The sequence below is a fragment of the Mesorhizobium sp. B3-1-6 genome (assembly GCF_006439555.1).
GTDB lineage: Bacteria > Pseudomonadota > Alphaproteobacteria > Rhizobiales > Rhizobiaceae > Mesorhizobium.
Genome location: NZ_VFTM01000015.1, coordinates 99430 through 112158, shown reverse-complemented (window position 1 = coordinate 112158; position 12729 = coordinate 99430). Strand labels below are relative to the sequence as shown.

The following is a 12729-nucleotide window of genomic DNA, read 5'->3' as shown; positions in this document are numbered from 1 at the left end:
TGCAATTTTTCACATCGAGATAAATCTTCCATTAACGCTGGCTAAAGCAGCTCCCGGGAAACGTGCGGAACATTCACCGTCTCCAGGAAACGGTGAGCTGTCGCAACGGCAAACCGCGAAACTACAGAAGGTCGATGAGGAACTGGATCAGCGGTGCGTCGGCCGGCGGCATCGGATAGTCGCGCATCTGCCGGGGCCTGACCCATTTGAGTCCCTGCCCTTCTTTGGGCTGCGCGATCCCGCGGAAGCGGCGGCAGACATAAAGCGGCATCAGGAGATGGAAATCGTCATAGGAGTGGCTGGCGAAGGTGAGCGGCGCCAGGCACGGGATCTCCGTCTCGATGCCGAGTTCCTCATGCAATTCGCGCACCAGGCATTCCTCCGGCGTCTCGCCGGGCTCGACCTTGCCGCCTGGAAACTCCCACAGGCCGGCAAGCTGCTTTCCTTCCGGACGCTGCGCCAGGAGCACGCGCCGGTCGGTGTCGACCAGCGCGCAGGCGGCGACCAGCAGCAGACGCTTTCCGGTTGGCTTGCTCTCGCTCATGCGCCCGGCGGCCGTCGATAATGGTAGCGATAGACTTCCTCGAAGCCGAGCGACCGGTAGAGCGAGAGGGCCGGCCTGTTGCTGGCCTCGACCTGCAGCCAGGCTTCGCGCGCGCCGCGCAGCCGGGCCCATTTCAGCGCCGACAGGATGAGATTGCGGCCATGGCCCTTCTTGCGCGCCGATTCTTCGGTGGCGACCTCGAACAGACCCGCGAGATCGCCGTCATGCACGCAGATCAGCGTCGCCAGCGGCTCGTTGCCCTCCTCGAGCGCGAACAGCCCCGCTTCCGGCTGGATCGCGCCGATGACCTCGGACAGGCCGGGCCGCAGCGAGGCGTCCGAGCCGCTCGTCCTCAGCGACGCGCCGATGAAGCGGCTGATGTCCTTGAGCGGAATCTGGTCCATGGCCGCGCCGAGCCCGACCTCCTTCAGCGGCAGCCGCATGACCAGGGATTCGTCGAACCTGTTCCAGCCGGCCTTGTCGAGATGCGTGGACAGAACCAGTCCCGACAGCGGCGACATGCGAAAGGTCAGCGGCCGGCCATAGGCGTCGAAGCGCCGCGCGGCGCGGCCGATGCGCTCTTCGATGGCGTGCGTGTCGCCCGGATCGAGCGGATTGACCGAGTTCAGGCGCTTGGCGGGGTGTCCTGCCGTGAGCCGTACCACCCAGGTCCCGTCATAATGGACGGCGGCCGCCGGCCAGGCGCGAAAGCCCGCCGCCTCGTAGCGGCGCACGACCGCCAGCACGCTTGCCGGATGCCCGGACACCGGCGCCATCAGCTCCGGTAATCGCCATTGATGGCGACATATTCCTTGGTGAGGTCGCAGGTCCACACCGTCGCCTTGCCGCGGCCGATGCCGAGATCGGCGCGAATGCGGATGTCGTCGCGCTTCATATAGGCCGAGGTCGCTTCCTCCGAATAGCTCGGATCGCGTTCGCCCTCATGCGCGAGCCGATTGTCGCCGAACCAGATCGACAGCCGGTCGCGGTCGGCCGGTTCGCCGGCCTTGCCGACCGCCATGACGACGCGGCCCCAATTGGCGTCCTCGCCGGCGACGGCCGTCTTGACCAGCGGCGAATTGGCGATCGAAAGCGCGATGCGCTTGGCCGAGCGGGCGGACTTCGCGCCGGTGACCGTGACCTCGACCTGCTTGCGCGCGCCCTCGCCGTCGCGCACCACCTGCAGCGCCAGCGACTTCAGCACCTTGCCGAGCGCCCGGCGGAAGGCGCCAAGCCGCGCATCCTTGGGATCGCCGATCGCCGGCGCGCCGCGGGCGGCGGCCTTGCCGGTGGCGAAGATGAGCAGCGTGTCGCTGGTCGAGGTGTCGCTGTCGACGGTCACCGCATTGAAGGTCTTGGCCGTGCCGCGCGAAAGCAGGTCCTGCAGTGCGGGGGCGGCGATCGGCGCGTCGGTGGCGATGAAGGAAAGCATCGTCGCCATGTCGGGTGCGATCATGCCGGCGCCCTTGGCGATGCCGTTGATGGTGACGTCGGCGTCGCCGAGCTTGACCGTCGCAGTCGCCACCTTCGGATAGGTGTCCGTGGTCATGATCGCCTTGGCCGCCTCGGTCCACAGATCCGGCTTGCCGTCCTTGACCAAGCCGGCGAGCAGATGGCTGAATTTGGTGGTGTCGAGCGGCTCGCCGATGACGCCGGTCGAGGCCAGGAAAACCTCGCTCTGCGAGCATCCGGCGGCCTTCGCCGCCGCCTCGCCGGTCAGCGCGGTCGAAGCCTTGCCCTTCTTGCCGGTGAAGGCGTTGGCGTTGCCGGAATTGACCACCAGGACGCGCGCCTTGCCGTCAGGCAGGTTCTGACGGCAGAAGTCGACCGGCGCCGACGGGCATTTCGACCTGGTGAACACGCCGGCGACAGCCGTGCCCGGATCGAAGACCATGGCCAAGAGGTCGGTTCTGTTCTTGTATTTGATGCCGGCTTCGGCGGTCGCGATGCGCACACCCTCGATGACCGGCATCTTCGGATACTTCTTCGGTGCGAGCGGCGAAATCGTAGCGGACATCGGAACCCCGGAGCGGCAAGAACGCGAAAGGAAGGCCGGTTTGCCCGATAGCGCGCGTCGGCGCAAGGGGCGTTCTGGCCGCGCCTTCCCGGCCTGGCCGGCGGCTTGGCAGTTGGAAACGCGTCGTTTCGTTTCGTCGCCGAAGCCAATATGATCGGCGCCAGATTCACCGGCTAAGGAAGACCTCGATGGACGAAGCCGCCGCTCGCGGGCGCAAGTCGATCGGCGCGAAACGCAATCCCGAGAGCGCCGATGCCATCGTCAAGGCCGCCGAGGCGGTGTTGCGCGAAGCGGGCTATGCCGGCTTCTCGATCGAGGCCGTCGCCCGGCGGGCGCGGGCGGGAAAGCCGACCATCTATCGCTGGTGGCCGAGCAAGGCGGCGCTGCTGATCGAGGTCTACCAGCGGCAGAAGCGCGTCGAGACGCCCGACACCGGGAACATCGAGGACGATCTGGCCGGCTTCCTTCAGAACCTGTTCGCGCATTGGCGCGACACCCCGTCGGGCAACATCTTCCGCTCGCTGATCGCTGAGGCGCAATCGGACGAAACTGCCGCGGCCGCCCTTGCAGAATATTCAAAGGGGCGCCGCAGCCATACCGGGCGGATGATCGAGCGCGCCAAGGCGCGGGGCGAGGTGGCGGCCGATGTCGATGCCGGGATCGTCGCCGATCTGATCGCTTCCTTCGCCTGGCGGCATCTTCTGGCCGGACGGCTCGACGAGGACGACGCGCTGATCCGCGCCGCCATACGCTACATCACGCGGGGTATAATGAACGCTTGACCCCCGAAAGCGAAAGGGCGCCCGAAGGCGCCCTTTTAGAATTATCCAGCCGCAAGCGGATTACTTGCCGGCTTCCAGCGTGTCGATGTCCTTCTTGAGCTTCTCGTCCGGGATCTCGACCTTGGCGGCCGCGCGCAGCTCCTTGACCATGGCGAAATACTTGTCGCGGATCACCGCCTGCTTGGCCTGATCCTTGACGTCGTCGAAGGCCGGCGGCTGCTTGGCGCGCTTGTCCTCGACCTTGATGACGTGCCAGCCGAACTGCGACTGCACCGGCTCCTTCGAATATTTGCCGACGTCGAGCGCGAAGGCCGCCTTGTCGAACTCCGGCACCATCTGCCCCGGGCCGAACCAGCCGAGGTCGCCGCCACTGGTCTTGCCGCTCGGATCGCTGGTGTGTTCGTTGGCGAGCTTCTGGAAGTCGGCGCCGCCGTCGAGCTGCTTGATGATCGCCTCGGCCTCTTCCTTCGTCTTCACGAGGATGTGACGGGCGTGGATTTCGTTGACCGGCGGCGTGTTGGCGATCTCCTGGTCGTAGCGGGCGCGCACTTCGGCGTCCGTCACCTTGTCGACCACTTCCTTCTCGACCACCTCGCCATGCAGGGCGCGAGCCTGCAGGAACGCCATGCGGCGCTGGAAGTCGGCGTCCTTGTCGAGGCCGCTGTCGACCGCCTTCTTGGCCATGACGCGGATTTCGATCGCGGCCGAAAGGGCAGCCGCGCGGCGCTGTTCGGGCGGCATCTGCGCGAACTGTTGCGACAGTTCGCCTTCGGCGAGCTGAAGATCGGCCTCGGTCAGCTTCTCGCCATTGACGGTGGCTACCACGGCATTGGGATCGACCGGAGCCGCCGCCGGCGCTGTGGCGTCCTGGGCGGGCTTGGTCTCCTGCGCCATCAGCGGCGACAGGCTAAGAGCCGAGAGCCCGAAGACCAGACCGAGGCTGGCGAGCGAGGCGCGGCGGAACGACAGGGACATCAAGATAACTCCAATGGGGATTGCCAATAAGGACCGCGTGAGCGGAAGGGTTCCAAATCAGTCGGATTGTGGCGGAATTTGGCGCTGCCCATAGGGCTAACGCGGCGTTGACATCGATTGAGCCCCCTCTTATCTGTCCATCGACTTGGCGTCCAGAACCGTTTTCCGGGCGCTTTTTGCGTTTGTCCGCATTCACGCGGATTTGATGGGCCCGCCAGGCGCCTGTCGCAAACGGCTAAATTGCTATCGAAAGGACCATTGGATGGTCAGTCTCGGCGGTCTCGCCCGTAAGGTTTTCGGTTCTTCCAACGACCGCCGTGTCAAGTCGACCCGGCCCAGGGTCGAAGCCATCAACGCCATGGAAAACGAGATGCGGGCGCTTTCCGACGCCGAGCTCTCGGGCCGCACTGAAAAATTCCGCCAGGATCTCGCCAACGGCGCCGCGCTCGACGACCTGCTGGTTCCAGCCTTCGCCACGGTGCGGGAGGCGGCCCGCCGCGTGCTTGGCATGCGTCCCTTTGACGTACAATTGATCGGCGGCATGGTGCTTCACAATGGCGGCATCGCCGAGATGCGCACCGGCGAGGGCAAGACGCTGGTCGCCACTTTGCCGGTCTATCTCAATGCGCTTGCTGGCCAGGGCGTCCATGTCGTCACCGTCAACGACTATCTCGCCACCCGCGACGCCGAATGGATGGGCCGCGTCTATAAATTCCTCGGCCTGACCGTCGGCATCATCGTCCACGGCCTTTCCGACGACGAGCGCCGCGAGGCTTACGCCTCCGACGTCACCTATGCCACCAACAACGAGCTCGGTTTCGACTATCTGCGCGACAACATGAAGTATGAGCGCTCGCAGATGGTGCAGCGCGGGCATGCCTACGCCATCGTCGACGAAGTCGATTCCATCCTGGTCGACGAAGCGCGCACGCCGCTGATCATTTCCGGTCCGCTCGAGGACCGCTCGGAAATGTACAACACCATCGACGCCTTCATGCTGAAGCTCGGCCCGGCCGACTACGAGGTCGACGAGAAGCAGAAGACGACGATCTTCACCGAGGACGGCACCGAGAAGCTGGAAAACATGCTGCGCGACGCCGGCCTGTTGAAAGGCGAGTCGCTCTACGACGTCGAGAACGTCGCCATCGTCCATCACGTCAACAACGCGCTGAAGGCGCATCTTCTGTTCCAGAAGGACCGCGACTACATCGTGCGCAACGGCGAGATCGTCATCATCGACGAGTTCACCGGCCGCATGATGCCGGGCCGCCGCTACTCCGAAGGCCTGCACCAGGCGCTCGAGGCCAAGGAGCATGTGCAGATCCAGCCGGAGAACCAGACGCTGGCCTCCGTCACCTTCCAGAACTATTTCCGCCTCTACAAGAAGCTTGCCGGCATGACCGGCACGGCGCTGACCGAGGCCGAGGAATTCGGCAACATCTACGGCCTCGAGGTCACCGAGATCCCGACCAACCTGCCGGTCATCCGCAAGGATGAGGACGACGAGGTCTACCGTACGGTCGAAGAGAAGTACAAGGCGATCGTCAAGGAAATCCGCGAGGCCAGCGCCAAAGGCCAGCCGACGCTGGTCGGCACCACCTCGATCGAAAAATCCGAGCAGTTGGCCGAACGCCTGCGCAAGGATGGCTTCAAGGACTTCGAAGTCCTGAACGCGCGCCACCACGAGCGCGAGGCGGCTATCGTCGCCCAGGCCGGCAAGCCCGGCGCCATCACCATCGCCACCAACATGGCCGGCCGCGGCACCGACATCAAGCTCGGCGGCAACGCCGAGATGCGCATCGCCGAAGAGCTTGGCGACATGCCGCCCGGACCCGAGCGCGAGGCTCGGGAAAAAGAGATTAACGACGACGTCGAGCGCCTGAAGGAAAAGGCGCTGGCCGCCGGCGGCCTTTACGTTCTGGCCACCGAACGCCACGAATCGCGCCGCATCGACAACCAGCTTAGAGGTCGTTCGGGAAGACAGGGCGATCCCGGCCGGTCAAAATTCTTCCTGTCGCTGCAGGACGACCTGATGCGCATCTTCGGCTCCGAGCGCATGGATGGCATGCTGCAGAAGCTCGGCCTCAAGGAAGACGAGGCGATCATCCATCCCTGGATCAACAAGGCGCTGGAGAAGGCGCAGAAGAAGGTCGAGGCGCGCAACTTCGACATCCGCAAGAACCTGTTGAAATATGACGACGTCTCGAACGACCAGCGCAAGGTGGTGTTCGAGCAGCGTATCGAGCTGATGGACGGCGAAGGCCTGTCGGAGACGATCGCCGAGATGCGCGAGGGCGTCATCGAGGAGATCGTCGCCAAGAACATTCCCGAAAACGCCTATGCCGAGCAGTGGAACGTCGCCGGCCTCAAGGAGGAAGCGGCGCAGTATCTCAACCTCGACCTGCCGATCGAGGAATGGGTCAAGGAAGAGGGCATCGCCGAGGACGACATCCGCGAGCGCATCGCGGCCGCGGCCGACGCCGCCGCCAAGGAACGCGCCGATCGCTTCGGCCCCGACGTGATGAACTATGTCGAACGTTCGGTGGTGCTGCAGACGCTCGACCATCTGTGGCGCGAGCACATCGTCAATCTCGACCACCTGCGTTCCGTCGTCGGCTTCCGCGGTTACGCCCAGCGCGACCCGCTGCAGGAATACAAGGGTGAGGCCTTCGAGCTGTTCCAGGGCATGCTCGGCAACCTGCGCCAGGCCGTCACCGCGCAGCTGATGCGCGTCGAGCTGGTGCGCCAGGCGGCGGACGCGCCGCCGCCCGAAGCCCCCGAGATGTTCGGCAGCCATATCGACGGCTCCACCGGCGAGGATGATTTCCAGAGCGGCGAGACCGCGCTTCTGCTGCGTCAGGACACCAGCGCCGTCGTCGCGCCGGAAAACCGCGACCCGAAGAACCCCGCAAGCTGGGGCAAGGTCGGCCGCAACGAGCTCTGCCCCTGCGGCTCCGGCAAGAAGTACAAGCACTGCCACGGCACGTTCGCCTGAGCAGGTCTTCAGTCCCGGCTTTCGCCGGGACTTTTCAACGGATATGATCCCAGCCCCAGATAACTTTCGCAAGGGGCTGAACAGGTTCAAAGCCGTGCCCGGCGTGCCTGACTACTTCCAACTGCACGACCTTAACTTCAATTCATCCATAAAGCCTGCAGTCATGGTGTCGGATATCGACACGACGCGGCAAACAATTCTATCGAAGATCGCGTCCTACAACGTCGGAGGTTGGACCCCGAGCGACAACGCGGCTGCACAGATCGCATCCCATGTTTGCTTCTGCAGCGGAACGCCGGAGCGCAGGCGCTCCTCGCGGTACCGGGCTTCCGGCTCGCCTGGAACCAGGACCGGGGTATCGGGCGTGGTCGGTCGTGAGGCCTTCACATAGTTGGCGTAAGCGCGCGCTCTCTGCAGGAAATCCGGCTCTCCAAAGCGGGCCGGGTCGAGGTAGATCGACAGCATGCCGTTGCTTATGCGGCCGCGCTTACCGCCAGGGATAGGACCGGACGTCGCGCCTCCAGCCAGGACGCCCGCCAGGATTTCGCACATGAAGGCAAGGCCGGAGCCCTTGTGCAGACCGAAAGCGACGAGAGCGCCCTCGCCATGCGCTAAGTCCCGAACGCCGCCCGGCACGATCGGTCCGTAAAGTGCCGACGGGTCCGAGGTGAACTTTCCGTCGAGCCCGACCAGTGCTCCCTCCGGCACTGGCTTGCCGCCGTTCGATGCGACCAGTACCTTGCCTTCGGCAACAAGCGACGTCGCGAAATCAAGCAGGAACATAGGTTCCTTGCCGTCCGACGGAACGCCTATGCAGATGGGATTCGTGGAAACCGTCGATCGATCCCACCGAACGGCGCAACCAGCTCACCGCCGCCCACATTGACGAAATGCAACGAAACCAGACCGGTATCGGCGGCCCGTTCTGCCCAGTCGCCGATCCGGCCGAGATGGCTGGAGTTTCGCAGGCCGATCATCGAAACGCCCGCGGCCCTGGCTTTCTCCACGCCCGTGTCGACGGCCAACGGACCGATTGTTTGGCCGAAGCCCCAATTGCCGTCCACCGTGGCGAAGGAGGGACCCTCCGAGACCACCGTCAGCGTCTGCCCCGGTAGGACATAACCCTGCCGCAGCCAATAGAGATAACGCGGAGTGCGTATCACGCCGTGGCTGTCATGGCCCGCTAGATTGGCCGACAGAAGGTAGTGTCCGATCCGATCCGCTTCGTCCCGCGCGCAGCCGGCGGTCGCGAAAATAGTCGCGACGAACTCTTTCAGCCGCGCGGCAGGAATGACGTAAGTTGGCTCCTCCATGACCATTGGTTTGTGCGGTACAATCAAGTTTAGATCAATCCCGAATCGCGCGCGGCCGCCGTCGCCTCGCCGCGCGAGACGGCCTCCAGCTTGTCCAGCACCGCCGACACGTGATGATCGACCGTCTTTGGCGAGATGGTCAGATGCGCGGCGATCTTCTTGTTGGAAAAGCCGCGTTCGATCAGCTGCAGCACCTCCATCTGGCGCTGCGTGAGGCCGGCCTGGTTGGCGCGCGTCGCCTGTCGCGGTCCTCTCGCGATGTGGCTGACGCCGCTTTCCCGCATAAGGCCGCGGACGTGCTGCGCGACCGCCCTCGCGCCAAGGTCCTCAAAAATGGCAAGCGCTTCGCGCTGCGCCGCTTCGTCGCCGCGCAGCAAGGCCATTGCCTGTTCGAAAGGCGCCTCCATTTCGGCCCATAGCGCTGCGGCGGCGCGCCAGTCGCCGGTCAGTTGCAGGCGGTGCGGCTCCGCCATGCCGTCCGTGTCGCCGGGTTCGGATCCGGGCGACAACAGCTCCCGCCAGTTGGCAAGTTCGCCGAACACGGCCGGCGTCGGCGCAAGGCTTTCGGCAACCGCGATCAGGCGCAAGGCTTCCTGCCTGTCGGCTTGTCCAAGCCAGGCCAACTCAGCCAGCACCTCGGCCAACGCCACCAGGCGCTGCAGCTCCATGCCCTTGTCCAGGAACCGCCTCATCTCTTCGACGATCGGCTCGGCCGACGGGTCGCCGCGGCGGATGCGCAGCCTCGCCAGCGCCACCAGCGACGGATAGCGCACGAGCGGCGTCGTTGCGTCGTCGTCGACAACCTCATGCGCCATTGTCGCGGCGTCGTCCCAAAAGCCGCGCCGAAGCAAAAGCTGCGCCTGCACGCCGCGCATGTAATCGCGCCATGTCGCGAGATCGTTCTCGACGCAATAGCCAATGCCGCGATCCAGGAACGACGCCGCCTCCTTGAAGTTGAGGCTGTTCATCTCGACGCAGGCGCAGTTCGTGAAGGCGCGCGCCGCATGCTCCTGGAAGTTGCCCGACAGCGCAATCCCAAGGCTGCGAGCGAGATCGCGCCGCCCTTTGGCAAAATCCAGCCATTGTCCGGCGGCGCCGACATTGTTCAGCGCATGACAGACAATGTCCGCCCGGTTGAGCCGCTCCGCCAGTTCGGCCGCCTTGCCTCCGAGCGAAAGCGTGTCCTCGAGCCGCTCGGCCAGCATCGCCAGTTGCGAGAGGTTCGAGTAGGCCATCGCCAGTTCGGCGCTGTCGGGCGCGGTCTCCAGAAGCTCCACGGCCTGCTCGCCGAAACGGTCCGCTGCATCGCGATCGCCGAGCAGATAGGCAAAACGCGACAGGCACCTGAGGCTGTCGCCTTCCTTGAGCCGATCGCCCAGCGCCTGGCGCAGCTGGCGCGCCCGGTCCTGCGCTTCCATCGCCGCGTCGATGCGGCCGATCAAGTGGCACTCGAAGGCATGGCCTTCATAAAGCTCCGCCCGCTTCTCGATCGGCAGGATATCCGCGTAGCGCAGGGCGACCTCGTAGTAGCCCGCCGCATCGCGATGGGCGCCAACGCGGGAAGCCTCGCGCGCGGCGACCGGCGCCAGCTCGCGCACCACGTCCAGGCTTTGCGCCTCCACGGCATGATGCACGAGCCTTGCGGTGGCGACTTGCGGATTTTCCCGCAACGCTGCCAGGGCGCGCTCGTTGTACTCCCGCCTCTTGCTGGGCGTCAGCGCCATCTCGATCGCCGTGCGGGCGATCTCGTGGCGGAAGGCATAGCCGTCGCCGAAATCCTCGAGCAGGCCGTTGGCGACGCATTCGGCGAGCTGGCCGGCGGCGGCGATTCCGCAAAGGCCGCTGAGCGCCCAGGCGTCGGCGCGGCGCGGGAACACCGAGACCGCGTCGAGCATCGAGCGGGCGCCGGAGGAGAGCTGCTCGGCGCGCGCGAGCACCGCGTCGCGCACGCTGACCGGCAGCAGGCCGTCTTTCTCGCCGGCCAGCAACTCCGTCACAAAGAAGGCATTGCCTGCCGTGGCGCGGTAGATGGCGCCGCCGTCGCGGCCGGCGGCCTCGGCGAGCGACAGGACGGCCGTCTCGCTGAGCAAAGGGACCTCGATACGATAGACGTTGCCGGCCGGGATTTCGCCGAGCGCCCGGCGCACCCGCATCTGCCCCTCGCTGCGGTCGGTGCGCGCCGTGATCAGAAGCAGGATGTGGGTGCTCGCGATACGCCGGCCCAGGAAGCGCACGAAATCGAGCGTCGCATCATCGGCCCAGTGCAGGTCCTCGATGACGAGCAGGCAAGGACCTTTCGCTTCGAAGACGTCGAGCGCCTCGGAAAACAAGGGCAGCCGCTGCACCTGGCGGTCGTCGATCGCTCGCGGCGGCTCCCACTGCGCCTCGCGCGCCAGATCGTAAAGCGGCCCCAAGGGATCGGGAATGGAGAGATCCTCGCAGGCGCTGCGAAGCACGGCCAGGTCCTTGCCCAAGCGGCTTGCGAACGCCTCGGCCAGCGCCGTCTTGCCGGCGCCGGCCTCCCCCGACAGGACCACGACGCGGCCACGGCCGCCTGTTGCATCCGCCAGCAAGGCATCCATTTGCTGCAGCTGCGTCTGCCGTTCCAGAAGCATTGTCACTCTCTCGCCAAATCAGAATTTCCATCGTGGCGGACCGCCGCCGCGATAGCCTGGGAAACGGCGCGACAATGTGACTTTCCACACATTGAGGTGCCATCTTCCACATAAAACGTCGCAAAGATAGGGATTCGTCCCGGCCAATATGGGGAATGGCTCCGATGCGCGCCTGCCGCGAAGGTGATTTCTGCTGGGTCGCGCTTGAACCGAGCGCAATTCACCAATGAAAGGAACCGATCGTGCCTCGTTACCTGATTGAACGTACCTTCCCCGATGGGCTTCACGTGCCGATGAACGATGCCGGCGCAACCGCGATGGGCGGCGTCATTGCCCGCAATGCCGAGAAAGGCGTCACCTGGGTGCAATCCTTCGTCTCGCCGGACAAGAGCAAGAGCTTCTGCATCTACGATGCGCCCTCGCCGGAGGCGATCCGCAGCACCGCGCAGAAGAATTCGCTTCCCGTCGACAAGATCACGGAGGTCCGGGTCCTCGACCCCTACTTTTATCGCTGATCGGGCAGACCATGTCGGGCAGACCATACCCGTCGCCGGCGGACCTGACGCCGTGCCAGAAGACGAGGCTGCATCCGCCGCGGCGGACATCGTCCCGTCACGGCGCGGCTTCATGCGACGGGCTGTGTCGGCGTTGCTTTCGCCGCTGCGAAACCGGCGACGCTTTCTGCCACCGCAGGACGACTACCTGAGACGCGACATCGGCCTGCACGAGCGGGAAAACCCGCGCGAATACTGGGAATATTGGTGGCATCACAGCTGATCCCGGGCACGGCAATTCCAGGAAAACTGCGCAGCGGTTTTCCGTCCGGAATTGCGCAAAACAAAGACTTGGAGCGGTTCGTTTGGTGAACCGCTCTGGTCGGGATCAGCGATCATCCCTTTTACCGACAGGCGCCGCCGGCGTTCGGAGTTGGCCTACCGGCCGACTGCCGCCGCTTGTGCGCCTCAATTGGAGAGACAAATGAACATTCAGACCTCAATCAAATGCGTTATCGGCGCTTCTGCCTCGATCATCATGCTGATGGCGGGCGCGGCCACGGCCGAAACCGTCAATCCGCTCGCCGAAAAGGTGCGGGCGCTGGACAGCCGCTTCGAGGACGTCGCGGTGGCGAAAGCTGAAGGCTACGCGCCGATCCCCTGCGCCAGCGGCATCACCGGCGGCGCCATGGGCATCCACTACGTCAATGCGACCTACCTCAAGGACGACGCCGTCGACGTCGCCAAGCCGGAGGCGGTCATGTACGAGCCGATGGCCGACGGCACGCTGAAGCTGGTCGCCGTCGAATATATCACTTCGAAGGGTCCGGCCTCGCTCGAAGGCCAGCTGTTCAACTTCAACAGCGCCCCCAACCGCTACGGCCTCGGCCCGTTCTACGAGCTGCATGTCTGGGCCTGGAAGCAGAACCCCACCGGCGCCTTCGCCGACATGAACCCGAATGTGTCCTGCGACGCTATGAAGGGGATGTAAGCA

10 protein-coding genes and 1 pseudogene are annotated in these 12729 nt (G+C 65.0%); 5 read left to right on the top strand and 6 right to left on the bottom strand.

Annotated elements, in window-relative coordinates; all coding sequences use genetic code 11:
• Positions 1-121 precede the first annotated feature (121 nt).
• Genes FJ414_RS15490 through argJ form a run of 3 tightly spaced genes read right to left on the bottom strand, consistent with a single transcriptional unit; the run spans position 122 to position 2561 of the window.
• Positions 122-544, bottom strand: coding sequence for a (deoxy)nucleoside triphosphate pyrophosphohydrolase (locus FJ414_RS15490; RefSeq protein WP_140645238.1), 423 nt, complete (start codon positions 542-544; stop codon positions 122-124).
• Positions 541-1320: a GNAT family N-acetyltransferase gene (locus FJ414_RS15485; RefSeq protein ID WP_181181627.1), complete on the bottom strand. Its 780-nt coding sequence runs from the start codon at positions 1318-1320 to the stop codon at positions 541-543. Before FJ414_RS15485 ends, FJ414_RS15490 begins: the two co-directional genes overlap by 4 nt.
• Positions 1320-2561, bottom strand: coding sequence for a bifunctional glutamate N-acetyltransferase/amino-acid acetyltransferase ArgJ (gene argJ / locus FJ414_RS15480; protein ID WP_140645237.1), 1242 nt, complete (start codon positions 2559-2561; stop codon positions 1320-1322). The genes FJ414_RS15485 and argJ overlap by 1 nt, the downstream gene beginning before the upstream one ends.
• Before the next feature lie 188 nt (positions 2562-2749).
• On the opposite strand from argJ, the gene FJ414_RS15475 reads away from it, so the two are divergent.
• Positions 2750-3343, top strand: coding sequence for a TetR/AcrR family transcriptional regulator (locus FJ414_RS15475; protein ID WP_140645236.1), 594 nt, complete (start codon positions 2750-2752; stop codon positions 3341-3343).
• Between the two features lie 60 nt (positions 3344-3403).
• Here the strand turns inward: FJ414_RS15475 and FJ414_RS15470 are convergent, their stop codons facing one another.
• The gene (locus FJ414_RS15470; protein ID WP_140645235.1) at positions 3404-4318 is read right to left on the bottom strand and encodes a peptidylprolyl isomerase; all 915 of its coding nucleotides are present in this window, start codon (positions 4316-4318) and stop codon (positions 3404-3406) included.
• 262 nt (positions 4319-4580) lie between these two features.
• Here FJ414_RS15470 and secA point away from each other — a divergent pair, with 262 nt between their 5' ends.
• Positions 4581-7313: a preprotein translocase subunit SecA gene (gene secA / locus FJ414_RS15465; RefSeq protein ID WP_140645234.1), complete on the top strand. Its 2733-nt coding sequence runs from the start codon at positions 4581-4583 to the stop codon at positions 7311-7313.
• 216 nt (positions 7314-7529) lie between these two features.
• Here secA and FJ414_RS15460 read toward each other — a convergent pair.
• Positions 7530-8626: pseudogene (locus tag FJ414_RS15460) on the bottom strand (malate/lactate/ureidoglycolate dehydrogenase).
• Positions 8627-8655: 29 nt separating this feature from the next.
• The gene (locus tag FJ414_RS15455; protein ID WP_140645233.1) at positions 8656-11241 is read right to left on the bottom strand and encodes an AAA family ATPase; all 2586 of its coding nucleotides are present in this window, start codon (positions 11239-11241) and stop codon (positions 8656-8658) included.
• Positions 11242-11483: 242 nt separating this feature from the next.
• On the opposite strand from FJ414_RS15455, the gene FJ414_RS15450 reads away from it, so the two are divergent.
• From FJ414_RS15450 to FJ414_RS15440, 3 genes are all read left to right on the top strand, one after another.
• Complete coding sequence (locus tag FJ414_RS15450; protein ID WP_095767571.1) at positions 11484-11756, top strand: DUF4242 domain-containing protein; 273 nt, start codon at positions 11484-11486, stop codon at positions 11754-11756.
• Positions 11757-11808: 52 nt separating this feature from the next.
• Positions 11809-12018, top strand: coding sequence for a hypothetical protein (locus tag FJ414_RS15445; RefSeq protein ID WP_246672410.1), 210 nt, complete (start codon positions 11809-11811; stop codon positions 12016-12018).
• A 255-nt stretch (positions 12019-12273) separates the two neighbouring features.
• Positions 12274-12726 carry a hypothetical protein gene (locus tag FJ414_RS15440; protein WP_246672411.1) on the top strand — a complete coding sequence of 151 codons (453 nt, stop codon included), beginning with the start codon at positions 12274-12276 and terminating at the stop codon, positions 12724-12726.
• The last annotated feature ends 3 nt before the right edge of the window (positions 12727-12729 follow it).

What these genes read in the sequence shown, in the direction of transcription:
- secA (WP_140645234.1), top strand. Translation starts at nt 4,581, where the DNA reads ATGGTCAGTCTCGGCGGTCTCGCCCGTAAGGTTTTCGGTTCTTCCAAC.
- FJ414_RS15485 (WP_181181627.1), bottom strand. Translation starts at nt 1,320, where the DNA reads ATGGCGCCGGTGTCCGGGCATCCGGCAAGCGTGCTGGCGGTCGTGCGC.
- FJ414_RS15490 (WP_140645238.1), bottom strand. Translation starts at nt 544, where the DNA reads ATGAGCGAGAGCAAGCCAACCGGAAAGCGTCTGCTGCTGGTCGCCGCC.
- FJ414_RS15470 (WP_140645235.1), bottom strand. Translation starts at nt 4,318, where the DNA reads ATGTCCCTGTCGTTCCGCCGCGCCTCGCTCGCCAGCCTCGGTCTGGTC.
- FJ414_RS15475 (WP_140645236.1), top strand. Translation starts at nt 2,750, where the DNA reads ATGGACGAAGCCGCCGCTCGCGGGCGCAAGTCGATCGGCGCGAAACGC.
- FJ414_RS15440 (WP_246672411.1), top strand. Translation starts at nt 12,274, where the DNA reads ATGCTGATGGCGGGCGCGGCCACGGCCGAAACCGTCAATCCGCTCGCC.
- argJ (WP_140645237.1), bottom strand. Translation starts at nt 2,561, where the DNA reads ATGTCCGCTACGATTTCGCCGCTCGCACCGAAGAAGTATCCGAAGATG.
- FJ414_RS15455 (WP_140645233.1), bottom strand. Translation starts at nt 11,241, where the DNA reads ATGCTTCTGGAACGGCAGACGCAGCTGCAGCAAATGGATGCCTTGCTG.